Here is a 23,077-nt window from a genome sequence, read left to right as displayed (position 1 = left end):
ACATAGGAAATTATTATGACTAATTTTGCTCCGACAGCTGCACTGCCATGGTATTCGCTTCCAGCGCTTCGAAGATGTGCGGTTCGTCGGCGGGGTAGCAGATGTAGTCACCGGGATGAAGTTCGACCGGGGCATCGGTAGGCCCAACAAGTGCGCGACCCTGCGCAATAATAATGTGTTCTACGGAACCGGGCGGATGCGGATGAGAGGCGCGCGGTGCGCCCGGCTGGCTGGTGATTAGATATAAATCACGACGTCCGCCCGGCGGACAGCTGGCCAGTAGCGCGGCCTGGTAATCCGCGAGTTCAGCCGACACCATCATGCCCTCACCACGACGGATCACCTGCAAACGCTTCACTTCCGGCTCCATCAGGCGGGCAAACGGAATATTGAGTGCCACGCACAGTGACCATAACGTCTCAATGCTGGGATTGCCGTTGCCCGCTTCCAGTTGTGAAAGCGTAGATTTCGCAATGCCAGCGCGGCGGGCGACTTCGGTTAACGAGAGTCCGGCACGCTGGCGTTCGCGCACTAATCCAGCAGAGATAAGATCGATCGGTGGTGTCACAATTACTCCTGTTCTTTATATCGAACGTTTTGTTCATCTTGTAAAACAATTCGGGCGCGTTCATTATAACGGCTTTCCTGTTCGATATGAGATCAAATTGTGATGCGTCTGGGTGCAGTTCCGCTTGATCGCGGCGTATTAAAAGCGATTTTCCTGGTTTGTCTGGCCGACGGTATTGTCGGGCTCTCTTACGGTTCGCTGGCGGCGGCGGATGGTTTTCCACTGTGGGTGCCCATCGCGCTTTCGACGATGGTGCTGGCAGGCGCATCCGAGTTTCTGTTCATCGGCATTGTGGCCGGTGGTGGCAGCCCATTAACAGCAGCGGCGGCGGGTTTGCTGGTCAACGCGCGCCACTTGCCCTTTGGTATTGCAGTGAAAGATCTGGTCGGCCAGGGCGGACGCAGTTTGCTGGGTTGCCATATCATGAATGACGAAAGCGTGGTGTTTGGCATTTCGCAAAAGACGCTTTCCCAGCGACGCGCCGCATATTGGGTATGTGGTTTGGGCATTTTTGCTATCTGGCCACTCAGTGTGGTGTGCGGCGCATTTATCGGGCGCTTCATTCCCGATGTCTCGGCGATTGGTCTCGATGCGGTTTTCCCTGCCATCTTGATCGCGCTGATATTTCCCGCTTTGCGTCAACGTCGCACGCGGATTCCGGCCACGCTCGGTACGGCATTGTCAGTACTCGCCACGCCGTTTGTTCCGGCGGGAATGCCAGTATTGTTTTCATTGTTGGGCTTATTAAGCTGGCGGGAGCGCAAAAATGCACAATAACCTCGTGATTGCCGGGATCGCGCTGCTCGCCGTCGGCACTTATGTGATGCGCTTCGCGGGTTACCGACTAGGAAGCCGTATGCCGATGTCGGAATCGGTGCGCAATATGCTCTCGGATGCTGCTACGGTGCTGTTACTGGCGGTTGCCGTCACCACCGCACTATTTGAAGGCAGCCACTTCGCAGGTGTCGCGCGGATAGCGGGCGTGTTGTTTGCCGTGTTTCTCGCCTGGCGCCGTACGCCATTGATTTTAGTGATTGTTGGCGCGGCCGTGATGACGGCATTGCTGCGTTATTTTGGGGTGCCTTAAGCCAAAAAGAACAAACTTGCGGCAAGGGTTTTGCTACTGTGGGACTTCCGTATTCATCGCACAGAGAAGAATCCATGACACCGCGCTTAGCGCTTCCACATGAAGCCGCCAACTTGTGGCGTATTCGCAATCTCGCGATTCGCGATGGCTGCCAGTCAGTTTATCCGCCTGAAGTGATTGCCGCATGGACGCCTGACGCGTTGCCGTCAGGTTACTTTGAGGCGATTAAGGGCAATCCTTTCTACGTGATCGACGATCCTGAGTTGGGCGCTGCCGCTACGGGCTTTCTCGATCTCGAAAGCGGCAGTGTGGAAGCGATATTTACCCTGCCAGCGTGTAACGGCAAAGGCTATGCCAGCGCCATTATGAACGCGATTATCGCGGAAGCCCGCCAGCGCGGTTTTCGGCAGTTGACCCTGGCCGCAACACCCAATGCCAGCGGTTTCTATCTGCGCCATGGCTTTAGCACTGTGCGTGAAGCCTTGTATCCTTCCGCTCTGGCCAAAGCCGATCTCCCCTGCGTCGAAATGATACTGACACTATGATTGAGTAAGTGAAAACAACATGGACAGCGCCAAAATGGTGATTAACTGTGTGGCTTATCGCCACGGCAAACGTGAAGAGCATGTCGATGTCGCCGACATCAGCGAAGTACTCAAAGACGAAAGTGCGTTTATCTGGCTGGGTTTGAATCAGCCTGAACCGGCTTTTATGCAGACGTTGCAGGAAGAATTTGGCCTGCATGAGTTAGCAATTGAGGATGCGCTGGTGGCCCATCAGCGCCCGAAGATTGAGCAATATGGCGAGTCGGTATTTATCGTGGTGAAAACGGCACATCTCGACGATCAGCAGCGCATCAGCTTTGGTGAAACCCACTTTTTCCTCGGTAAAAACTTCCTGATCACCGTCCGCCACGGTTCATCGGAGGGCTATGCGGCAATTCGCGCCAGGGCAGAAAAAAACCACACTATGTTGTGTCAGGGACCGGGTTACGCGTTTTACTGCATCCTCGATTTTATCGTTGACCACTACAGTAAAATAATCGAATCACTCAGTGAACGTATCGGTACGCTGGAAGAGGGCATGTTTACCACCCGCTTTGACAGCAAAACGCTGGAGGATGTCTATCATCTGCGGCGCGAACTGCTGGCGCTGCGCAATGCCGCGATGCCGGTGACTGAAATTTGCGCCCAGCTGGCGCGTTTTCACGAAGACATTATTCCGAAGAACCTGCGTGCCTACCTGCGTGACGTTCAGGATCATGCTCATCACGTGATGATCGATGCCGAGGATATGCGTGAAATGCTCACCAGCGCGATGCAGGTCAATCTGGCGCTGGTGTCGGTTCAGCAGAGCGAAGTGAATAAAAAGTTGGCGGGCTGGGGTGCGGTGCTGATCGTCCCGACCATTGTCTTCAGTATGTACGGCATGAACTTCTCTGATATGCCCGAACTGAAAACCCACTTTGGTTATCCCGCGGTACTGGTGGTGACGCTGGCGATCTGTGGTGTGATGTGGTCACGACTGAAAAAAGCAGGCTGGTTGTAATCTTTTTATCAGATGACTTTATTATCACTGTGCTGATGATAGCGGCGCAGTGAATTAATATCTCCATCCACACATTTCCCTGAACGATTTAACTGCAACTGAGTGATTGAGCGGCCTGTCGCGCAAAACCTTCATCCAATTGCCACGGTTTTGTCATTTCGCTGTTTTTTTCATCATCATCTTTTCCTATAACAACGCCAGATTAAATACAACATATCCCACATTAACCACATGACCCGGTCTTGCTTCATTCGCCAACTGTTGCCACTATCGCTACATAGTGATGCCAGAAATGCAGGGTGTAACCATGGCGGTGGACCAGAATTTATTTAACTCGATGCCTGATGTTATTGGCGCGGCGCAGCAGATTCGTCGCGGTGATATCAGCAGTGAAAAGCTGGTGGGGAATTGCCTTCAGCAAATAAAATCCCACAATCCCACATTGAATGCCTTTGGTGATGTTTACGATGAGCAGGCGATGGAAGAGGCTAAAAGCTGCGATCGCGAACGTCAGTCGGGCAAGAGTCGGGGTCCATTGCACGGTGTGCCATTCGGCGTCAAAGATCTGTTCTCAACGGCTGGGTTGCGCACCACCAAAGGTTCACTCACCTCACTGGATAACGTACCAGAACATGACGCGCCGATTATTGAGCGACTGAAGGCGGCGGGAGCGATCATTGTCGGCAAAACCGCGACCACCGAGTTTGGCTGGACCGGATCAAGCTATTCACGGGTATTTGGTCATGGGCGCAATCCGTGGGATCCGGCGTTAACCAGCGGCGGTTCCAGTTCGGGATCGGCAATCAGCGTGGCGGCGCGCATGGTGCCCGCCGCGCTGGGCTCCGACGGTGGCGGATCGGTGCGTATCCCCGGTGCTTTTTGTGGCATTTTCGCCCTTAAAGCCTCGCTGGGACGCATCCCAACCTGGCCGTGGTCTGCCACTGAAATGCTCAGTCATGCCGGGCCGATGACGCGCACGGTTCGTGATAGCGCACTGCTGTTTGATCTGCTTTCTGGACCGGATGCGCGCGACCATCAGGCGCTACCAGCGAAAAATGAATCCTGGCTGGCACGCTGCGACCAGCCATTGCCCGCGCTGCGTGTGCATTACAGTCCCACGCTGTTTAACACACCGGTCGACGAGCAGATTGCGCGTTGCGTCGAACAGGCGGTGGAGCAGATTGCCCATACGTTACCGGTGACGCTCACGGCACGCCCGCTGGATTGGTCATCACCGTTTGAGACATTTGACACTTTATGGAGCGGCGGGCGCGGTGTGGCGTATGGTGCCGCACTGCAGCAGCAGCTCGACCAGCTCGATCCGGGCTTTGCCGCGCTGATTGAACACGCGCAGCGCCTGAATCTGGCCGACTACCTGGCGGCGCAAAAACAACGAGCGGCGTTTGCCGGACAAGTGCACGCCTTGTTTGACAGCGTGGATTTACTGATCACGCCTACGCTGCCAGTGCTGCCGTTCTCGGCCGATCGCCATGTGCCGGAAAATCAGTCGCCGGGCGACAGCGGAGTAGAGTGGGCGCGCTGGACACCTTTCACCTGGCCATTCAATTTGAGTGGTAATCCGGCGGCGACGATTCCCTGTGGTTTTACCGCGCAAGGTTTACCGGTGGGTTTGCAGGTGATCGGCCGACGTTATGCGGAAGGCGACGTATTGCAGTTCTGCGCGGCGCTCGAAGCCCTGATGCCGTGGGATCAACATCAACCTTCTCTGTAAGGCGCGGCCTTGAGACCGCCCGATAGGTATACTGCGGTTTTGGCCACTAAAAACAGAAGGTAAGCATGATTAATCAGCCACGTCTGGATGAGATAAAACGGATTTTACACCACGACAAACGGGTGCGCGTCACGGAACTGGCGCAGAAATTCGTGGTGTCAGAAGAGACGATTCGCCGCGATCTTAAATATCTGGAAGAGCAGAGCGTATTACGACGCGTGCACGGCGGTGCCATTTTACCGGTGCCCAGCGAAGAGCAGCCGTTACAGATACGCAGCCGTATCAAGCCGCGTGCTAAAGCGCGTATTGGTCAGCTGGCAAGCGAATTAGTGGAAGAGGGGATGGCGCTGTTTCTGGATACCGGCACTTCAACGCTGGCACTGGCGCAGCAGTTGACCCGCTTCTCGCGTTTGAAGGTTATCACGAACTCAATGGATATCGCCGCGCTGCTCACGCAGCAAAGCGACAACGCTGTCACGCTAACACCAGGGCGCGTTCGGCGAAATGATAACGCACTCATTGGCCCCCATACGCTGGAGTTCGCGCGTCAATTCCACTACGACATTGCCTTTATGGGCATTGGTGCAGTGGATCGGGACAACGGTTTTATGGATTACGAAGAGCCTGAGGCGTTATTAAGGCGCGTGCTGAGCACGCACTGTCGCCAGAGTGTGATTCTGGCAGATGAAGGCAAATTTGGACTGCGAACCTTTGTGAATACGCTGCCGTTTAGCGCGGTTGACACCTTAGTGACCAATGCGCGACCCGCGGCAGCTTTTGTAGCGAGTCTGGAGAGTGCCCATGTCAACATCCTCCATCCCGGCAATGCCGAGGATGACACCGCAAGATTATCAGGCGTTTGATGCGCTGTTCGCCCTCAGCAGCAGCATTGGTGCGACACCCGCAGGCGGCTTACATCGCCTGACGGCATCCGCTGCGGATAAGCAAATGCGCGATGCCTTTTGTACCTGGCTGACGCAACAGGGTTTTCACGTTCACGTGGATGAAATTGGCAACATCTTTGGCTTGATGACGCTTTGCGAAGGCGCGCCGTGGGTGCTGTGCGGTTCGCACCTGGACAGCCAACCGCTGGGTGGACGTTTCGACGGTGCCTACGGCGTCACCGGCGCTGCAGTGACCATGGCAACATTGGCTCGCCAGCTGCGCGACCATTCGCAAACCGCGCAACGTAATCTGGCGGTGGTGAACTGGACCAATGAAGAGGGTGCGCGCTTTCAACCCAGCCTGACCGGCAGTTCAGTGTTCACAGGCGCACTCTCGCTGGAGCAGGCTCTGGCGTGTTGTGATGGCGAAGGTATCTCGTTGCAAACAGCTTTGCAAAATATTGGTTATCGCGGAACGGCGTTACCCGATCTGACGGTGGCGGCCTACTGCGAACTGCACGTTGAGCAGGGTCCACATCTTGAATTGCAGCAGAAACAGATAGGCGTAGTGACGGAAACCTGGGCGGCACTGAAATGGCAGGTGACGTTTCGCGGAGAGCAAAACCATACCGGCCCGGCATTGATGGATCGCCGGCGGGATGCGCTGCTGGCAGCCGCGCACACCATTGTGGCGGTGCGTGCAGAGGCTGAACGCTATGGCGAAGCACTGCATACCTCGGTGGGCCGTCTGGAAACCGTGCCTAATTCGCCGAACGTAGTGACTTCTGAAGCCACGTTATTTATTGAGTTTCGTTCTGCTGATGAAGCGCTATTGCGCCAGTTGCGCGACAGCTTCGGCCAGCAGATGCAATCGATTGCGCAGAACACGGCCACCGATGTCAGTCTCGACCGTGCACAGTATCGTCCACGACAGCAGTTACATTCGGCATTGAGTGATCTGGCTTTAGCGCAGGCGGAAAAATTGGGGCTGAAAGCGATGCCGATGCGTTCAGTAGCAGGTCACGATGCGATAAGCATGAGCTATCACTGCCCGAGTGCATTGCTGTTTGTGCCCAGCGTAGACGGCCTTTCGCACAATGAACGTGAATACACCGCCACCGCCGAATTGCATCGCGGTCTCGACATGTTGATGGCGATGCTCACTGAGCTCTGCCTGAAAGGGGAGGACGCCTTATGTTGATGCGTTTACAGCAAGCGCTGGCGAGTTGGCAACCCGCGCAATCCTTTGATATTCAGCCAGGCACGGCAGGTGTGGCGTCACCGCATCGTTTAGCGACGGAATGGGCCGGATTTCGCCTGCAGTCAGCGGGGCAAGGCTATTATGCCAAGGTGCTGTTCGATGATCAGAAAGCGTTGATTGATTTCCAGCGCAGCGCCGAAATTAGCCGCCAGGCGGGCGAGTTGGGCATCGCCCCGGCGCTATGCCACGCCGATCCTCGCAATGGCGTTCTGATCTTCGCGGCGCTGGATGACAGCTTCCGCTGGGCGCGACTAGATGCGTTACGCGATCCGCATCACTTTGCCAGCCTGACGCGTACGCTGGATAAATTACATCACTCAGGATTGCCGCTTCCCTTACACAGCCGCCAGCAGGATATGTTGCGGCTACGTCTTCAACTGGAAACACAGGGTGTGCAACAGCCAGATGAGCTGCAATGGATGGGGGAATGTGTCGATTTGGCGTGGGAAGCACTCAACGCCGTGTCCTATACACCCGTTTTGATCCACGGCGATAACATCGCCAGCAACTGGATGGTCAACCCTCAGGGTGAATGGCGCTTGCTGGACTTTGACTATGCCGCGCGCGGGGATGCCTGGCACGATATCGCGACGCTTATCCACGAACAACTGCCTACTGACGATCGCTGGCGTGATGCGATTCGTGCGTGCCGTGGTGACAGCAGCGAGGCTGATGTAGCGCGTTGTCGCTTATATGCGCTGGTGGATGATTATCACTGGACGCTATGGGGCATGCTGAACGGTGTCACCAGCACGCGCGGTCTGGAGTTTGCCAAGCTCGGCCAGTGGATGCTGTTGCGCTGCCGTCAGAGCCTGAGCGATCCCCGTTTTGAACGTTGGTTAAACCTGACAGCGGAGCAGGCAAAATGAGCAAATCTCTGGGTGAAGCGCAAAGCTGGCAGGAACAGCGGGTGGAACAAGCCATTACGGCGATGCCGGAATGGCAGGGCAGGGCGGTGCAGTATCGTCCGGTAAGCGGCGGTATTTCCAACGCCAACTGGCACGTGGCAGTCGAGGGCGCGCCTTGTGCTTATTTCGTCAAAATTCCCGGCGAAGGCACCGAGCGCTTTATTAATCGTGACACCGCACATGAAGCGAGCCTGAAAGCCGCGCAAACCGGCTATGGCGTGCCGGTGGTGGCCTATCTGCGCGATCTTGGCGTGGAAGTGTTTGAGTTCATCGATGGCTGGCGCGCCTCGTCAAACCTCGATTTCCAGCAATCCGCGATTCGTCATCGTGCGTTGCAGGGCTTGAAAAGTTTCAACGATCAGCCGTTGCTCAGGCAGAACAAAACCGTATTCGACATGCTTAATGAGCATATTGAGCAGGTCAGTGCACTCAATGTCGCGCTCTCTGCTGATGCTGCCTGGTTGCACAAACAGGCACAGCGCGCGCAGCAGGCGTTAGAAGCGGCGGGATTAGATTTGGTGCCGTGCATGAATGACACGCTGGCGGGTAACTTCATGCTCAATGCGCAGAACGATATTCGCCTGGTCGATTTTGAATATGCATCAAATAACGATCGCTGTTATGAACTGGCGCTGTGGTTTGGCGAAATGTTTTTCACACCGAAAATAGAACAGGAATTGCTGGAGGACTATTTCGGTAAAGTGGATGCAGCATTATTCGCTCGCGTGCAAATTCATAAGTATCTGGCGGATATGAAGTGGTCAACCTGGGCCATTATTCAACATCATGTGGCCGATATTGATTTTGATTTTTCAAAATATGGTGCCTGGAAGCATTTGCGGGCGCGCAGCGTGTTAAATCATCCCGACTGGGAAAACTGGCTACGCGCGGTGTAAGCGGAACGCGCCGGGATTAAGTCCTTGTAAGATCGTCTGTAACATTATCCGTCCGTCGTATTTTCGGACAGCGCTCTTTGCTGTCTGATGTTGAGGTTACACCAAAGGGGAAATGCTGATATTCAGCAGGTAAAGGAGTGCGCACACCGTCAATTAATATTGAGGAGGTTATTATGAGTTCGATGGTCATGGCGCAGCAATTACGCGCCCGCATAAGTATTAAAAATAAAATCTTCGCCCTATACCTGTTGGCATTATTACTGCTGGCACTTTGCCCACCGCTTTATTTAAGCGTCAGCGGAAGTAGTGCGTTATTACTGGGGATACCTCTGCCGATCGTTTATTGGCTCGCGATTGCGGTATTCCTGGGTGTGGGATTATGGGTTATGTATCTGGCGGAATGCGCGTTTGGTGAAATTCCGGATGATGAGGAAGTCGCATGAAAATCACTGCAGCAGAACCCCATTATTTAATTACCTTTGGCATGATTGGCCTGTTTCTGGCGATCATGATTGCCGTGCTGTATGCCACCAACCGTAAAAGCACCTCCTTTTCTGATTACGCCGTCGGCGGCCGATCGTATGGGCCGTGGTATATCGCCATGAGCTATACCAACTCGTGGTGGCCGGGAGCGACTTTTACCGCTTTCTTCTCACTATCGGTGAGCGGAGTGATCGGCTTCTATGGCGCGGTCTACTCAACGCTCGGCGTGACAGCCATGTATCTGATGGCGCGCCGCGCGTGGAAATGGGGCCAGCACTTCAATCTGACGACACAACCCGATCTGCTCGGCATGCGTTTCAACAGCCCGGCGGTGAAGCGAGTGGCGTCGATTATCGGCATCATCTGCGTCTTCCCGTGGGTGGTGATGGGGATACAGGCACTGGCGTTGTTGGTGGAGTTTGCCAGTTTTGGCCGTTGGGGTGTCACCACCTGCCTGATTGCTGGCGTGTTGCTGATTCTGGTGCGTCAGTACTGGACCGTCAGCATGGGCATGCGTGGGTTGATCATGACGGATATGTATCAAGGCATCATCGCCTATGGGTTGGGTGCGCTGGTGTGCGTGGTGCTGTTGTTTGGTGGCGATCATGGCTTCGGCCAACTGGCAACGTTACCACCCGCAATGCTGCAGATTCCGGGCGCGGAGGGTTCGCACTATGGTCCCTGGTATATGTTCAGCCTGATTTTCACCGGTGTGATTGGGTCAATGTGCTGGCCGATGAGCTTCCAGCGCATTTATACCGCCAGCGGCATCCGTGCCGTCAAGAAAGGCACTTTGCTGACGATTCTGCTGGTGGGCGGTTTTTACGCCATCCTGATGCTGTTCGCCACGGCGGTCAGTCAGGATCCTAACGTGCAGGCCAATCCACAAAATGGCTTCTTCACGGCGCTGTTTGATCAGGGCGGTCCGTGGTTACTGGCACTGGCGCTGGTGATTGTTCTTGCTGCCAGTATTGGTCACGTTGATGGATGCGTGCAGGTATGTGGTACGCAGTTTGCCAACGATCTGGCGACCTGGAATAAACCGCGTAGCGATCGTCAACTGACGGTGCTGGCGAAGTCGGGCATGGTGGTATTTATTGTCGCTGCCGCGCTGTTGGCCTACTTCACCTTCAACTATTCCCGTTTGCAGCTGCTGGCGCAGATCTCCTATCAGGGGATTATTCAGCTGGCGGTGCCGTTGTTCTTTGGTATCTTTAGCCGCTTTGGTAACAAACAGGGTGCGCTACTGGGCATGATGACCGGGATTATTATCGCTATCGTGCTCACCGTGTTCTTCCCGGATGACATCCCGGCGCTTGGCTCGCTGACCAGCGGCATCGTTGGCCTGGCGGGTAACGTGGCGGTGTTTATGGTGTGTGGCTTGCTGATCCCAGTTGACGACAAAGAGAAAGCCCGTGTCGAAGCTTTGTTCGCGCTGGCTGATGGCGTGAAAGCACCGGTGGCAAAACCGCTGATGAATTAACCCGTTGCAATCCTTTTCGTATCAAGGCCATGATAACGCTCTGACCCCTTATCGGAGCCTATCATGGCCGCCTCTTCGCCGTTCAATATTGGTCTGCTGCTGTTCCCGCATCTCACTCAACTCGATCTCACTGGCCCGTGGGAAGTCTTTGCTCGCATGCCCGGCGTGAACAATTATCTCATCTGGAAGGATCGGCAACCGGTGATGTCCGATCGTGGTTTAGCCATCGTGCCGACGACAACGTTTTCTGAGTGTCCGCCCCTCGATCTAATCTGCATTCCTGGCGGTCCGGGACAAATTGCGCTGATGGAGGATGAAGAGACGCTGGATTTTGTGCGGCAAAAGGCCGAACAAGCCCAATGGGTGACATCGGTATGTACCGGTTCACTGGTGCTGGGGGCCGCCGGTTTGTTGCAGGGATATCGTGCCACTTCGCATTGGGGGTCATTGGATCAGCTCAGCCTGCTGGGCGCCACGCCGGTAGCCGAACGTGTGGTGCGCGATGGTAATCGGATTACCGGCGCGGGTGTTACGTCAGGTATCGATTTTGCACTCACTGTGGCAGAAGAACTGTTTGGCCGCGACGTGGCGGAAAACATTCAACTGCAGATGGAGTACGATCCCGCGCCACCGTTTCATGCAGGTTCACCACGCAGCGCCTCGCCGGAACGACTGGCGCAGGCGCAAAACCAGATGCATGACTTTATTGCTCGCCGCCGCGAGGCCACAGAAGCTGCCGCCGCCAGGCTCAAGCGCTAACTAACTGGCCCAGCTCCAGCTTCAAACAGCGATCGGCGAGGTGGAAATAGCGATCGTCATGGGTGATCACCAGAACGGTTTTCCCTCGTGCTTTCAGCGCGGGGAGCAGTTGGTGGTAAAACACCTCGCGAAACGTCGGATCCTGATCGGCTGCCCATTCATCAAACAGATAGAACGGGCGGTCTTCCAGCCAGGCCACCAGCAGCGCCAGGCGCTTACGCTGTCCGGTGGAGAGCGCCAGCGTCGAGAAAGTGCCCTCCACCAGCGTGACTTTTCGGGTTAATTGCAGGGCATCCAGCAGGGCGTGCGCTTCGTCATTCCAGCGTGTGCTGTCGATGCCTTGCAAATCCTCAAACAGATGAAAATCATTAAACACGGCAGAAAACAGCTGACGATAACCGGCGCGGTTGCTCTCATTGATGACTTCACCGTCCAGCAGCAGTTGACCACTATCCGCCTGATATAAGCCGGTAAGCAGTCGAGCCAGCGTGGTTTTACCGCTACCGTTGCCGCCCGTCAGATACACCAACTCACCGGGACGAAACTGCAATGAGAGTGGGCCGAGCTGAAATGCCTCATGCTGATAGGTGATGTCGCGCAGTGCCAGCTGATGGAAACTGAGCGGCGGTGCACCAAAGGTTGTTTGCTCAGGTGGCAGCTGCTGCTGCATGGCTTGAATGCGTTTGAGTGCAACCTGCGTGAGTGTCAGGCCGGGCAGGGCGGCGAGCGCTGTCTCAATCGGCACGATCATATAAAGAAACACCATCGCGAAACCAGACATCACCGCGCCGTGCAGATCCAGCATGTTGGCGAGTAAAAACATCACCACGCCGATAAAGGCAAAAAAGAAGACGCTGGCCCAAATGTTGGCCAGAGCATACAGCACATAACCGCGCGTACGTTCCACACGCACCTGCTCGATGGTATTGAAAAGTTTGTTATGCAGAAACGCCTGTTTGCGCGGGGCGTGTAAGCGCAGTTCTTTCGCACCGCTGAACAGCGCGCTCACTTCACCAGTCAGCGTCTCTTCACGCTGACGTGACTGGCGCATCAGTTGTAAGGCGCGCCGATGCACGCCACTGTAGCCGAGTGAGCCTATCAACACTGTGCTAAGCGCAATCATCATCACGGTCAGCGACAGATAACCGAGATAGCCCATGCAGCCGATGATCACTGCCAGCGACATCACGAAACCCGGCAAGGCAATAAAGAACACCACCACCTGGTCGAGGTCCTGCGTCAAAACGCTAAGGGCACGCGGCATGCCGTGCTGTTCAAGATCGGCATAACCGGCATCCGCTACCTGCTGGACCAGCTTACGGCGCAACTCGGCTTTGCAGCGCTGACCCATTGCCATAAACAGGGACTGACTCAGGGTGCGCGTGCCCAGCATCAGCAGTGCCAGCAGGGCAAACTGCCACGCCAGTTGCCAGCGCTGTGCCTCCGTGGCGCTCAATCCCTGATTGATGAGTGCCAGCAGCGCCGCGTTGCTTAAGCCACCGATCACGCTGCAGGCCAGCGCGACGAAAAACAGCACACCGGTGGTGCGCAGTAACATCAAATAAATCGACACCTCATCTCCTATGAGTTTGTACTATCCAACGGCCGCCACAGCAGCAATGCCAGCCATGGTCCGCCCATCAGGGTTGCCATCAGGCCCGCAGGAATTTGCCGTGGATACAGCAGGTTGCTGCCGGCCCAATCAGCCAGCATCATTAAAATGGCGGCGATCACGGCGGCAAACAGCATCTGTTCCATGGGTTTACGCGCGCCCAGCTGGCGGGCCAGTTGCGGGCCAAGTAAGCCGATAAATGACAGCGGCCCAACAATTAAGGTGGCAACGCCTGTCATCGCCGCAGCCAGCAGCATCAGCAAAAGCCGGGATTGAGTCACGTTCAGCCCAAGCGAGGAGGGAATTCCCTGCAGTGGCAAAAGCAACATCGCTCGCCGCAGCAGGGGAGTGAGTGCCAGCAGTAACAGGGCCAGGGTGAAAGCTATCACGGCGATGGGTGTGCTGACGTAATAGGTGGATCCGGTCATCAACTGGCGCAGCATCGCGGCGGCCATACCGTTGTTGCTGATAACAATGGCGGCAACCGACTGGAACAGTGCAGTAATGGCCAGACCGCTCAGCAACATGCGTTGTGGATTTAGGGCATAGTGGCGCGCCTGCCACAACGTTATCCCCAGTGTGATCAGCGCACCTGCCGCACTACTGGCAATCATCACCGGCATCGCTGCCATCGGCCAAAGTAACAGTTGCACCGTAATACCCAATGAGGCACCGGCACCGATGCCGAGCAACTCTGGGCTGGCCATCGGATTGCGGCTGATGCGTTGCAAAATAACGCCCGCAGCTGCCAGCAGCACGCCGGCGGCGATGGCGGCCAGTAAGCGTGGCAGACGAAATGGCAACATCACCTGAATCTCAGCAAAGGAGTTCCAGCGCCAGCCGTTGACCCCATGAGCAAAGGCAAGCGCGACAACCAGCATTACCACAAAGAGAGCAAGTACCGGCAGGCGTGTAAAGCGTCGCGCCGGGCAGGGAGCAGGTTGAGGCTCGTTCACATCGGGCTGAAAAAGATGGCGCAGGCGCGGCAAAAACCACAGTAACAGCGGCGCACCTGCCAGCGCGGTCATCATGCCGGTGGGGAGCAGCAAGCCATCAATACCATTGAGGCGACTGACCCACTGATCGGTGAGCCACAGTAAACCGGCGGCCAGCAGCGGTGACCAGAGAAGCTTCTGGCGCAGGCTTTTCGCGCCCGCCAGTGCGGCCAGGTGTGGCGCAGCAAGCGCGATAAAACCGATGACGCCCACCACACTGATCACCAGGCTGCTTATCAGCAACGCGGAACTTATCGCAATCCCTCGCACCCATCCAGCAGGCAAACCGATTGAGTGAGCAACCCGTTCATCCAGCGCCAGCAGGCGTAAAGGGCGTAAAATCAGCAGCACGGGGAATGCCGCGATGAGCAAGCGCGGTAGTAACCACCACAATGCATGCGCATTCTCCTGCGCCAGCGAGCCGCCACACCAGATAAACACGGCGGACAGCGAACGATCGTAAATGATCGACAACAGCAGATTGGCGGCACCGCAATACAGGTTCACCAGCATACCCGCGAGCGTTAACGCCAGCGGGGTAAACCCCTGACGTACACTAAGCAGAAAGACCAGCGCAAAGGCGACGATCGCTCCACTGAGCGCAATCCATTCTCGCCCCAGCAGCAGCCATGCAGGTGCCATCAAGGTGGTGAGGGAAAGCGCTAAGGTTGCGCCGGAAGCAATGCCCAGCGTCATCGGTTCGGCTAACGGATTGCGCAGCGCCTGCTGCATTACCACGCCGGTAAAGCCCAACGCCAGACCACATAAAATCGCCATACCCTGACGAGGTAACCACATCAGCGTGAAGACCTGTTGTGCCAGCGTGGGCATTGCGGTGTGGTGCAGCGCTTGCCAGGCATCGTGCCACGGCAATTGGTGCGCCAGCTGCTCAAGACATAGCATCAGCGCAACTGCAAACAGTAAAAGCGTCAGTGAGGCGGGATGGCGATTCATGGATTTGCCTCGTTTAACGCCTTGACCAGCGCTTCGGCGAAACGCACGGCGGTGAGCACGCCTCCTTCCGTTGAAAGTCCATCCGGTAACTCCAGCAACCGATGCCCATCCGATCGCGTCAGGGTATGCCACAACGGAGATTGCAATACGGGTTTGAGATCAATTTCCGGCCTGGAAGGCAGCAGCGCCAGCCAGCCGGGCGGCAACTGCGTGAGTTGCTCCAGTTCCAGCGTGGCATAGCCCTGAGCGCCCACCGCAAACGGCGTGTGGTGGGGCAGGTCAAGTAAACCCAGCACGTCAGTAAACAGACTTCCCGCGCCCAAAGCCAGCACATGCAGGGTATCCAGTGGATGCAGTAAATAGATGGGTTTGTCTTTGAAGTGAACGGCTTGCTGTCGCGCTTTTTCCAGGCGTTGCAGCAAACCTGCCATGACTTGGTCAGCGCGTGTGCGGAGACCGGCCAGCTGTGCCAGCGCATGCAGATTCTGCTGCGCCTGTTGCCACGGATGGGGGCCACTTGTCGAAAAGTAGGATAACGGGGCAATGCGGGATAGTTGTGCTTCAGCCATACGGTGTGCTGGCGTGACTAGCAATGTGTCAGGTCGCAATTCAAACAAGGTTTCGTAATTGGGTTGAAATAACAAACCCACGTCGGCGACCTGCTCGGGGAGCGGAGGCTGGCTAAACAGGCGGCGATACCAGTCGGGGGCGGCAATGCCAACCGGCGTGATGCCCAACAGCAGAGCCATTTCGGTGATCCCCCAATCGAGGATCACCCAGCGCGGCGTCGTTTTTGCCTGCAGCGGAAACGAAAAAAGGGCCGTGCCTGCCAGCGCGCCCTTAATCAGTGTTCGACGTCGGATTACCACTGATAACTCACCGTGGCGATCAATTGACGGCGTAAGCCAAAGTGACAACCCAGATCGTTACAGTTGCTGAGGTACTGTTTATCGGTCAGGTTTTGCAGATTCAGACCAAGCTGCCAATCCTGCCAGCGATAGCGCATCATCGCGTCGTAGATCATCGCAGCCGGCACTTTCAGGCTGTTGTCGCTGGTGGCATAGCTGGTGCCCACGTATCGACCGCCGCCGCCAATCGTCAGGCCATCCAATACACCCGGCAGAGCATATTCGGTCCAGAGCGCAGCAGTCTGGCGGGCAATCGATACCGGTTGCTTACCTTGCGTATCATCATTGGCTGACAACACTTTCGGGTTGGTCAGCGCATAAGAGGCATTCACCAGCCAGCGAGAGGTGATATTGGCTTTCGCTTCCAGTTCTAATCCCTGTGAACGAATTTCGCCGGTCTGTACCGAGTAGTTGGCGTGATCCGGATCGGCGGTCAACACGTTGGCTTGGCGCAGGTCATACAGGGCCGCACTGAACAGCGCATTAAAGCCGTTTGGCTGATACTTAATCCCGACTTCCGACTGTTTGCCTTTGGTCGGTTTAAACGGATCGCCGCCAAACGAGGTACCCGCCTGCGGCTGGAACGACGTACCGTAGCTGATGTAAGGCGCAATGCCGTTATTAAAGTGATACAGCAAACCGGCACGGCCGGTGGTGGCGTAATCATTCAGCTCAGTGCGCGTGCCACTGACCCAGTTCTGGCTTCGCGTTTGCGCTTTGTCATAACGGCCACCCAGATTTAGCACCCAGTTGTTCCACTTCATGCTGTCCTGCAGATAGATACCTTGCTGGGTCATGAAAGAGCGACTGTGATAATCGATCGATGGCGATTCTACTGGGGTACTGTAGTCCGGATTGAGATAGCTGATATCTGACGCGCTGCCGTAACCGCTGTTCTGCCGCAAATCGTCATGCACAAAATCGACACCCAACGTCAGCGCGTGATTGATGGCGCCGGTAGCGAGATTGCCTTGCAGGTTGGTATCCACATCAAAGGCGTTAAATGACTCGATCACCCGCATGCTGTCGCGACTCACCGTGGCTGATCCATCGGTGATGGTCGCGGTGGGATAGACCATCTGATAATCGCTGCTGGTATGCAGATAGCGCAGGTTTTGATGTACGCTCCAGACGTCATCGAACTTGTGCATGAAGTCATAGCCGATGCTGGCCTGCTCACGACGGTAATAGTCGAAGCCGGGCTGACCGCCGTAGAATTTGTCAGAGAAATTGCCCTGCGCAAGTTTTACAAGGCTGCCTTCCAGTGGCAGCTGATTGTAAAAACCGGTGTAAGGATCTTTGCGGAATTGGCCAAGTAACGTCAGGCGCGTGTCGTCATTCGGCTGCCAGGTCAACGCGGGCGCGATATCGTAATGCTTGTATTTGGTGTAATCGACTTGCGTGTCATTACGCGTCCAGGTCCCGGTGATGCGGCCCAGCCAGTGTTCATCGTTATCCAGTGCGCCAGAGAGATCGAGTCCCGTTTCGAACAGATTATGACTGCCGGTGCTGACAAAAATCTGGTGAATGGGCTCCGCGGTCGGGCGCTTACTCATCAGATTAATCACGCCGCCGGGACTCGCCTGGCCGAATGTCACTGAACTCGGGCCTTTGACCACCTCAACGCGATCCAGCAGGAAAGTGTCGTAATTCGGACGCGACCAGTAAGTCACCGTTGGCAGGCGTAAGCCATCCAGGTATTCATCGGCGGCAAAACCACGGATATAGATGTCGTCAAAACGATAATCAGCACCGCCGCCTTCGGCACCAATTCCCGCGTTGTAACGCAGTGCTTGTGGCACATTCAATGCCGCCTGCGAAGCCATTTGCGCCTGGGTGATCACCGAGATGCTTTGTGGCGTTTCGATAATCGGCCGCGTGCTTTTTGTGACAGAATCTGCTTTCTTCGCCACCTGATTCCAGCTGTCGGCATCTGCGCTATCGCTATCGACACTGTTGGCTGTCACGGTGAGTGTGGCGTTCGAATTGTTATTATTATCAGCAGCCCAACCTGATGTGCTGCTGATCAGCATCAGCAGTAATACGCTCAGTGGCTTGCGCTTAAAGGTGCAATGACCCGGCATTTATTTTCCCCGATATGTTCCAATGGCCCCAAATAGTGATACAAATGATAATCATTACTATCTTATTTGATAGCGTCCTGCTGGCGGGTTTGCACCTTCTCAATTGCAAATAACGCAGAGCAGACATCAATCGGCAATTTAACGGGATTGGGTGAAAGGGTGTTGCAGAAACCACTTGCGGCGGAAATGACGCCAGCACTGCCATTACTCGCCACGCGCGAAATGCATTATCAGGCTGGTCGTGAAGAGCGCTGGCACGCGCATGGAGTGGCGCAACTGGTGCTCTGTTTGCAGGGTGTGATGCGCGTGCAGACGCAAACCGCTTCCTGGACATTGACACCCGGTCGTGCGCTTTGGCTGCCAGGCAGTGTACCGCACGCGTTGACCGCGCTGAGCGATATCCGCAGTGCGAGTTTGTATCTCGATCCCAAACTGGCGCGGGCGTTTTGGCCGCAGGCGCGTAGCATGTTGATCTCGCCGCTATTACAGGTGTTGATGCAAACGCTGGTGGAGATCGAGTTGCAACCGCAGACCGACCTCGCGCGTGTAGATCTGATCTCACCGCTGTTACTGGATGAGATTCGCCGTGCCTCGGACGGTCCGGTGTGTAATTTGCCGTTGCCCAGCGACCGCCGTTTACTCAACATTTGCCAGCAGCTACTGGCGACCCCGGCCAGCGGCGATACGCTGGAAGAGTGGGGCCAGCGCGTCGGCGCCAGTTCGCGCACGCTGGCCCGCTTGTTCCGCGAGCAAACCGGTATCACCTTTACTCAATGGCGCCAGCAGTTACGTCTCTCAGAGGCACTGGTGCAATTGGCGCAAGGGCAGACGGTTTTGCGCACCGCCAACCAACTTGGCTACCAAAGCCCCAGCGCCTTTATCTCGATGTTCCGCCGTTTGATGGGTGAAACACCACAGCGATTTCTGCGAATTTCAGCCTGAAATCGCCAGGGATATTTTACCTCAATGTCCACTGGCAGTAGGGCGCACGGTGATTTCGTTAACGTCGACTTCGCCAGGCTGATCGATGGCCCAACTGACTGCTCTGGCGATAGCCTCGGGCTTGAGTGCAATCTGTCGATAGCTTTTCATCGCCTCGCGCGCCACGTTGTCGCTGATGCTGTCTGCCAGTTCAGATTCCACCACCCCGGGGTTGATTACCGTGACGCGCAGCTCACGCGATTCCTGGCGCAAACCATCGGAAATGGCGCGAACTGCATATTTGGTTGCGCAGTAAACGGCGGCGGTGGGGGAAACCGTCAATGCACCCACGGATGCGATATTAATTATGTGCCCCATGCGCTGTGCCTGCATGGTGGGTAGCACCGCAGCGATCCCGTACAACACGCCGCGAACATTGACGTCCAGCATTAAATCCCACTCTTCAACTTTCATTGAACTCATAGGGGAGAGTGGCATAACGCCAGCGTTGTTGATCATCACATCAATGCGTCCGTATTTTTCCAGCGCGAAATCCGCCAGTTTTTGTGTGTCACTTCGCTGTGTCACATCCGTTGCGAGAAAATCCATGCTGGCACCTTCACGGCGTAATTCATCGCACAAGTTTGCCAGTCGATCGGTACGGCGCGCACCCAGCACCAGTTTATGCCCTTGCTCGGCCAGATGACGGGCAATGCCTTCACCGATCCCGCTGCTGGCACCGGTCAACAAAATAACTTTTTGATTGGAGTTCATGGTGAGTTCCTCGTGTAATTGACGAGGCTATTGTTGAAAAATTCAGCCGGGCGCAACAGACCGGATTGTGGCGAATATTTGCCTGATTCTCTCGCCGCCATTGTGCATCACTGAATGAAATGGCTATGCTTTGCCTGAACCTCTCTCTGGAACGCTATCTATGTCGAACACGGTAAAACAGCAAACCTGCCACCTGTTACGTCAGTTGGCACGTCAGGAAGGCTATACCGAATCCTTACTGGAGAGCGTGCGCTTTATGCGTGCGGACCAACAGTGGGCGCGCACGCCGGTGCTGTATGAGCCCAGCATCATCATTATTTGCCAGGGATCGAAACGCGCCTTTCTCGCCGATAAAATGTATCGCTATGACGCACAGCATTATCTGGTGCTGTCAGTGCCGTTGCCCTTTTCCGCCGAAACTGAAGCAACTTCTGAAGAGCCACTGCTAGGTATAGCAATCCGTCTGGATGCTACGATGGTCGCGCGGTTAGTGGCACAACTTGCCGAAGCTGAGACGGCGGTCACGGTACCACCAGCAGGGATTATCTCTACGCCGATTAATGATGTGCTGGCAGAAAGCACGTTGCGATTACTGGAGGCGCTCAGTGATCCTCTGGAGGCTAAAGTGCTGGGACCCGCGCGCGTAGAGGAGGTCTGCTTTCGTATATTAATGGGCGAACAAGGCGGGGCGGTGCGCGCGGCGCTGACCTGTCAGGGCCATTTTGGCCGTATAGCCCGTGCACTGCAGCGTATTCATGCTGACTGGCAGCAGCCATTGGATGTACCGCACCTGGCGAACGAAGCGGGGATGAGCGTGCCGCGTTTCCATCTGCATTTTAAAACGGTGACGCAAACGTCTCCGATTCAATACCTTAAATCGCTACGTTTGCATCAGGCTCGTTTGATGATGATTCGCGATAATCTGACCGCTGCCGGTGCGGCAGCGCGAGTGGGATATGAAAGTGATTCCCAGTTTAATCGCGAGTTTAAACGCCTGTTTGGTCGCAGCCCGGCAGAAGAAGCGAGGGTGATGAAAAGGGCATTTGAACTGCTGCCCCCTGAGCAATTAACCGGGAGACTACAGGCACATTAATTTAACGAATGCCCATCACGGCAATCACCGCCACAATCCAAAACATCGCACAGCCTGCCAGCATCCACTGCCAGATCTGATGGCGTTCAGGATTGATAAGCGCATTGATGCGCGCACGTAAAATCGTTTGCATAGAAACCTCGGGTCAGAATGTTTAATCGGATATGGAGTGGCTGCGTTCAGAAAGGTCTGGCAGCGGATAGGAATATTCTGACTATTTCTTACACAACGATCGACGAGACCAGTCTTGTTTGTGCGAGGGACGAAAGTGGGAGAGGGGCCTCCAGCCGCGAAGATTGGAACTTCACGCGGCTGGAGACAACGGTTTTACACGCTGTGGGTGACGCCTCCATCAACACGAATGTTCTGAGCGGTGATGTAGGCCGCGCCGGGTGAGGCGAGGAACGCGATGGTGGCGGCGACTTCTTCTGCCGTGCCATAGCGTTTAAGTGGCACACTCTCACGACGCTCATCACTTTTCGGCAGACTGTCGATCCAGCCCGGTAACACGTTGTTGATGCGAATGTTATCCGCTGCGTAAGCGTCAGCGAAAATTTTGGTGAATGAGGCGAGTCCGGCGCGGAAAACCGCTGAGGTTGGGAACATGTCTGTGGGTTCGAACGTCCAGGCCGAAGAGATATTGATAATGCTGCCGCCGCCCTGTTTCTGCATGATAGGCGTCACCAGACGTGATGCGCGCACAACGTTCAGGAAATAAGTCTCCATGCCGCGCTGCCAGTCATCATCACTCAGTTCCAGTATCGGCGCACGTGGCCCATGTCCGGCGCTATTGACCAGCACATCAATGCGACCCCACCGCGCCATCGTCGCCTCAACCAGTTTTTGTAAGTCATCTACTGACTGGTTGGATCCGGTGATACCTAATCCGCCTAAACGGTCAGCCAGCGCTTCCCCTTTGCCAGAGGAGGAAAGGATCGCAACCTTATAGCCATCCGCTGCCAGTTTTTCTGCTGCTGCGGCACCCATGCCACTACCGCCTGCCACAATCACTGCGACTTTTTCTACTGTCATAATTCGTATCCTTTTTAAGATTAGAAGTCGATTTATTGCAGTATAGGGGCTAAATTCGGTTGCAGAGAGTCAGTCTGATTCGCAATTGATGATAGGAAAACTACAGGATGGGTCAGGGGTTTCCCACGCTACCGCCGCTTAATGCGTTGAAAGTATTCGAAGCGGTGACACGTCATCTCAATTTTCGCCTCGCTGCTGAAGAGCTTGGCGTCACTCAGGGCGCGGTGGCACAGCAAATTCGTGGGCTGGAGAGCAGCCTGGGGCTGAAACTGTTCGAACGGCTGCCACGGACTTTGGCGTTAACCGCAGCGGGTGCAGGTTATGCGGTGAGTGTCCGCCAGGCGTTTGAGTTGATCGATGAGGCCACACGTGCTTTGCGACCCGAACCGGATCATCTGACCTTGAGTGTCACGCCAACTTTTGCCAGCCGCTGGATGCTGCCTCGCTTACCGGCCTTTACCGCCGCGTGGCCGGATATTGACCTTCGTGTACTGGCCTCAGAAAGATTGGTGCAGTTTCATCACGAAGGGGTTGATCTGGCGGTGCGTTATGGTCGTCCTCCCTTTGGGGCAGGACTGGATGCCACGCTGCTGTTCAGTCAAAGCGTATTGGCAGTGGTGAGTCCGGATTTATTGGCTGGGTTGGGCGATCCGCAGGATCGGGATAGCTTTGAGCGCTATGCTTTGCTGCATGACGGGCACCATCTTTGGCCAGTGTTTCTCTCTTATCTTTTCCCGCACAACAGGCTACACCATCAGCATCATTTGCGTTTTAACCAGACTGCACTGGCCTTAGAGGCGGCGGTCAGCGGGCAGGGCATTGCCCTTACCAGTCCGCACTTTGTCGAAAACGATCTTGCTCGCGGTCGTCTGGTGCCCGCGTTTCCTCAGCAAATGAACGTTGACGCGGGCTGGTATCTGGTCTCTCCCCATCGTCCACGTGAACACACGAGCGTACAGGCCGTGCGTGCGTGGTTGCTTGAGCAAATAAAATAGCTGTATGTGGCCGAAAAATTGCTCCGTTTTTGTTCAATCACAAAATCAGTAATTCTGATGATCTCATGTGGATTATGAATGTTATAACTGACTGAAGATG

General features: G+C 55.5%; 23 protein-coding genes. 15 read left to right on the top strand and 8 right to left on the bottom strand.

All coding sequences use genetic code 11. The features are described 5' to 3' along the window. Nucleotides 1–19: 19 nt before the first annotated feature. On the bottom strand, nucleotides 20–568 hold the full coding sequence (locus CRO33_RS07280; protein ID WP_045831923.1) for a helix-turn-helix domain-containing protein: 549 nt from the start codon (nucleotides 566–568) through the stop codon (nucleotides 20–22). A 102-nt stretch (nucleotides 569–670) separates the two neighbouring features. Between CRO33_RS07280 and CRO33_RS07275 the strand changes: the two genes are divergently transcribed. The 12 genes from CRO33_RS07275 to CRO33_RS07220 all read left to right on the top strand — a co-directional run bounded on the left by CRO33_RS07275 (nucleotide 671) and on the right by CRO33_RS07220 (nucleotide 11,609). After that, on the top strand, nucleotides 671–1,345 hold the full coding sequence (locus tag CRO33_RS07275; protein ID WP_097117625.1) for an AzlC family ABC transporter permease: 675 nt from the start codon (nucleotides 671–673) through the stop codon (nucleotides 1,343–1,345). Further along, the gene (locus CRO33_RS07270; RefSeq protein ID WP_034822312.1) at nucleotides 1,335–1,655 is read left to right on the top strand and encodes an AzlD domain-containing protein; all 321 of its coding nucleotides are present in this window, start codon (nucleotides 1,335–1,337) and stop codon (nucleotides 1,653–1,655) included. The genes CRO33_RS07275 and CRO33_RS07270 overlap by 11 nt, the downstream gene beginning before the upstream one ends. Nucleotides 1,656–1,729: 74 nt before the next feature. Further along, nucleotides 1,730–2,200: a GNAT family N-acetyltransferase gene (locus CRO33_RS07265; protein WP_097117624.1), complete on the top strand. Its 471-nt coding sequence runs from the start codon at nucleotides 1,730–1,732 to the stop codon at nucleotides 2,198–2,200. A gap of 34 nt (nucleotides 2,201–2,234) precedes the next feature. Further along, nucleotides 2,235–3,203, top strand: a complete 969-nt coding sequence (gene corA, locus CRO33_RS07260) for a magnesium/cobalt transporter CorA (RefSeq protein ID WP_097117928.1) — start codon at nucleotides 2,235–2,237, stop codon at nucleotides 3,201–3,203. 292 nt (nucleotides 3,204–3,495) lie between these two features. Then, nucleotides 3,496–4,935, top strand: a complete 1,440-nt coding sequence (locus CRO33_RS07255) for an amidase (protein WP_237448842.1) — start codon at nucleotides 3,496–3,498, stop codon at nucleotides 4,933–4,935. 65 nt (nucleotides 4,936–5,000) lie between these two features. Beyond that, nucleotides 5,001–5,798 carry a DeoR/GlpR family DNA-binding transcription regulator gene (locus CRO33_RS07250; protein WP_097117623.1) on the top strand — a complete coding sequence of 266 codons (798 nt, stop codon included), beginning with the start codon at nucleotides 5,001–5,003 and terminating at the stop codon, nucleotides 5,796–5,798. After that, nucleotides 5,737–7,020, top strand: coding sequence for a Zn-dependent hydrolase (locus CRO33_RS07245; RefSeq protein ID WP_097117622.1), 1,284 nt, complete (start codon nucleotides 5,737–5,739; stop codon nucleotides 7,018–7,020). The genes CRO33_RS07250 and CRO33_RS07245 overlap by 62 nt, the downstream gene beginning before the upstream one ends. Continuing rightward, on the top strand, nucleotides 7,014–7,949 hold the full coding sequence (locus CRO33_RS07240; protein ID WP_097117621.1) for a phosphotransferase: 936 nt from the start codon (nucleotides 7,014–7,016) through the stop codon (nucleotides 7,947–7,949). Before CRO33_RS07245 ends, CRO33_RS07240 begins: the two co-directional genes overlap by 7 nt. Further along, complete coding sequence (locus CRO33_RS07235) at nucleotides 7,946–8,884, top strand: choline kinase family protein (protein ID WP_097117620.1); 939 nt, start codon at nucleotides 7,946–7,948, stop codon at nucleotides 8,882–8,884. The genes CRO33_RS07240 and CRO33_RS07235 overlap by 4 nt, the downstream gene beginning before the upstream one ends. A gap of 173 nt (nucleotides 8,885–9,057) precedes the next feature. After that, on the top strand, nucleotides 9,058–9,327 hold the full coding sequence (locus CRO33_RS07230) for a hypothetical protein (RefSeq protein ID WP_034822302.1): 270 nt from the start codon (nucleotides 9,058–9,060) through the stop codon (nucleotides 9,325–9,327). After that, nucleotides 9,324–10,850 carry a sodium:solute symporter family protein gene (locus CRO33_RS07225; RefSeq protein ID WP_097117619.1) on the top strand — a complete coding sequence of 509 codons (1,527 nt, stop codon included), beginning with the start codon at nucleotides 9,324–9,326 and terminating at the stop codon, nucleotides 10,848–10,850. The genes CRO33_RS07230 and CRO33_RS07225 overlap by 4 nt, the downstream gene beginning before the upstream one ends. A gap of 63 nt (nucleotides 10,851–10,913) precedes the next feature. Continuing rightward, nucleotides 10,914–11,609 carry a DJ-1/PfpI family protein gene (locus tag CRO33_RS07220; protein ID WP_097117618.1) on the top strand — a complete coding sequence of 232 codons (696 nt, stop codon included), beginning with the start codon at nucleotides 10,914–10,916 and terminating at the stop codon, nucleotides 11,607–11,609. Here the strand turns inward: CRO33_RS07220 and CRO33_RS07215 are convergent. The 4 genes from CRO33_RS07215 to CRO33_RS07200 are packed head-to-tail and all read right to left on the bottom strand — an operon-like array spanning nucleotide 11,599 to nucleotide 18,162. Then, entirely contained in the window at nucleotides 11,599–13,182 is a 1,584-nt protein-coding gene (locus CRO33_RS07215) for a cyclic peptide export ABC transporter (protein ID WP_097117617.1), read from the bottom strand. The two genes, CRO33_RS07220 and CRO33_RS07215, sit on opposite strands and share 11 nt — an antisense overlap. An 8-nt stretch (nucleotides 13,183–13,190) precedes the next feature. Then, nucleotides 13,191–15,170, bottom strand: coding sequence for a Fe(3+)-hydroxamate ABC transporter permease FhuB (gene fhuB / locus CRO33_RS07210; protein WP_097117616.1), 1,980 nt, complete (start codon nucleotides 15,168–15,170; stop codon nucleotides 13,191–13,193). Further along, entirely contained in the window at nucleotides 15,167–16,039 is an 873-nt protein-coding gene (locus CRO33_RS07205; RefSeq protein ID WP_097117615.1) for an ABC transporter substrate-binding protein, read from the bottom strand. The genes fhuB and CRO33_RS07205 overlap by 4 nt, the downstream gene beginning before the upstream one ends. Further along, on the bottom strand, nucleotides 16,033–18,162 hold the full coding sequence (locus CRO33_RS07200) for a TonB-dependent siderophore receptor (RefSeq protein ID WP_097117614.1): 2,130 nt from the start codon (nucleotides 18,160–18,162) through the stop codon (nucleotides 16,033–16,035). Before CRO33_RS07200 ends, CRO33_RS07205 begins: the two co-directional genes overlap by 7 nt. 159 nt (nucleotides 18,163–18,321) lie before the next feature. On the opposite strand from CRO33_RS07200, the gene CRO33_RS07195 reads away from it, so the two are divergent. Continuing rightward, complete coding sequence (locus CRO33_RS07195) at nucleotides 18,322–19,104, top strand: AraC family transcriptional regulator (RefSeq protein ID WP_255253247.1); 783 nt, start codon at nucleotides 18,322–18,324, stop codon at nucleotides 19,102–19,104. 21 nt (nucleotides 19,105–19,125) lie between these two features. Here the strand turns inward: CRO33_RS07195 and CRO33_RS07190 are convergent, their stop codons facing one another. Next, complete coding sequence (locus tag CRO33_RS07190) at nucleotides 19,126–19,857, bottom strand: SDR family oxidoreductase (protein WP_097117613.1); 732 nt, start codon at nucleotides 19,855–19,857, stop codon at nucleotides 19,126–19,128. Nucleotides 19,858–20,017: 160 nt separating this feature from the next. Here CRO33_RS07190 and CRO33_RS07185 point away from each other — a divergent pair, with 160 nt between their 5' ends. After that, entirely contained in the window at nucleotides 20,018–20,950 is a 933-nt protein-coding gene (locus CRO33_RS07185) for an AraC family transcriptional regulator (RefSeq protein ID WP_097117612.1), read from the top strand. Between the two features lies 1 nt (nucleotide 20,951). On the opposite strand, the gene CRO33_RS24740 is transcribed toward CRO33_RS07185, so the two are convergent. After that, entirely contained in the window at nucleotides 20,952–21,083 is a 132-nt protein-coding gene (locus tag CRO33_RS24740; protein ID WP_255253246.1) for a hypothetical protein, read from the bottom strand. Between the two features lie 194 nt (nucleotides 21,084–21,277). Further along, nucleotides 21,278–21,982: an SDR family oxidoreductase gene (locus CRO33_RS07180; protein ID WP_097117611.1), complete on the bottom strand. Its 705-nt coding sequence runs from the start codon at nucleotides 21,980–21,982 to the stop codon at nucleotides 21,278–21,280. Nucleotides 21,983–22,089: 107 nt separating this feature from the next. On the opposite strand from CRO33_RS07180, the gene CRO33_RS07175 reads away from it, so the two are divergent. Then, nucleotides 22,090–22,977 (top strand): LysR substrate-binding domain-containing protein, encoded by an 888-nt coding sequence (locus CRO33_RS07175; protein WP_097117610.1) that lies wholly within the window; start codon nucleotides 22,090–22,092, stop codon nucleotides 22,975–22,977. Nucleotides 22,978–23,077 lie beyond the last annotated feature (100 nt).

Source organism: Pantoea sp. GL120224-02 (assembly GCF_900215395.1).
Taxonomy (GTDB): domain Bacteria; phylum Pseudomonadota; class Gammaproteobacteria; order Enterobacterales; family Enterobacteriaceae; genus Pantoea; species Pantoea communis.
The sequence above is the reverse complement of the archived record's forward strand: the minus strand, read 5'-3'. Positions and strand labels throughout refer to the sequence as shown.

Coding starts and splice junctions, on each gene's coding strand:
- CRO33_RS07275 (WP_097117625.1), top strand. CDS start 671: ATGCGTCTGGGTGCAGTTCCGCTTGATCGCGGCGTATTAAAAGCGATT.
- CRO33_RS07270 (WP_034822312.1), top strand. CDS start 1,335: ATGCACAATAACCTCGTGATTGCCGGGATCGCGCTGCTCGCCGTCGGC.
- CRO33_RS07265 (WP_097117624.1), top strand. CDS start 1,730: ATGACACCGCGCTTAGCGCTTCCACATGAAGCCGCCAACTTGTGGCGT.
- corA (WP_097117928.1), top strand. CDS start 2,235: ATGGTGATTAACTGTGTGGCTTATCGCCACGGCAAACGTGAAGAGCAT.
- CRO33_RS07255 (WP_237448842.1), top strand. CDS start 3,496: ATGCAGGGTGTAACCATGGCGGTGGACCAGAATTTATTTAACTCGATG.
- CRO33_RS07250 (WP_097117623.1), top strand. CDS start 5,001: ATGATTAATCAGCCACGTCTGGATGAGATAAAACGGATTTTACACCAC.
- CRO33_RS07245 (WP_097117622.1), top strand. CDS start 5,737: ATGTCAACATCCTCCATCCCGGCAATGCCGAGGATGACACCGCAAGAT.
- CRO33_RS07240 (WP_097117621.1), top strand. CDS start 7,014: ATGTTGATGCGTTTACAGCAAGCGCTGGCGAGTTGGCAACCCGCGCAA.
- CRO33_RS07235 (WP_097117620.1), top strand. CDS start 7,946: ATGAGCAAATCTCTGGGTGAAGCGCAAAGCTGGCAGGAACAGCGGGTG.
- CRO33_RS07230 (WP_034822302.1), top strand. CDS start 9,058: ATGAGTTCGATGGTCATGGCGCAGCAATTACGCGCCCGCATAAGTATT.
- CRO33_RS07225 (WP_097117619.1), top strand. CDS start 9,324: ATGAAAATCACTGCAGCAGAACCCCATTATTTAATTACCTTTGGCATG.
- CRO33_RS07220 (WP_097117618.1), top strand. CDS start 10,914: ATGGCCGCCTCTTCGCCGTTCAATATTGGTCTGCTGCTGTTCCCGCAT.
- fhuB (WP_097117616.1), bottom strand. CDS start 15,170: ATGAATCGCCATCCCGCCTCACTGACGCTTTTACTGTTTGCAGTTGCG.
- CRO33_RS07200 (WP_097117614.1), bottom strand. CDS start 18,162: ATGCCGGGTCATTGCACCTTTAAGCGCAAGCCACTGAGCGTATTACTG.
- CRO33_RS07190 (WP_097117613.1), bottom strand. CDS start 19,857: ATGAACTCCAATCAAAAAGTTATTTTGTTGACCGGTGCCAGCAGCGGG.
- CRO33_RS07185 (WP_097117612.1), top strand. CDS start 20,018: ATGTCGAACACGGTAAAACAGCAAACCTGCCACCTGTTACGTCAGTTG.
- CRO33_RS24740 (WP_255253246.1), bottom strand. CDS start 21,083: ATGCAAACGATTTTACGTGCGCGCATCAATGCGCTTATCAATCCTGAA.
- CRO33_RS07180 (WP_097117611.1), bottom strand. CDS start 21,982: ATGACAGTAGAAAAAGTCGCAGTGATTGTGGCAGGCGGTAGTGGCATG.
- CRO33_RS07175 (WP_097117610.1), top strand. CDS start 22,090: ATGGGTCAGGGGTTTCCCACGCTACCGCCGCTTAATGCGTTGAAAGTA.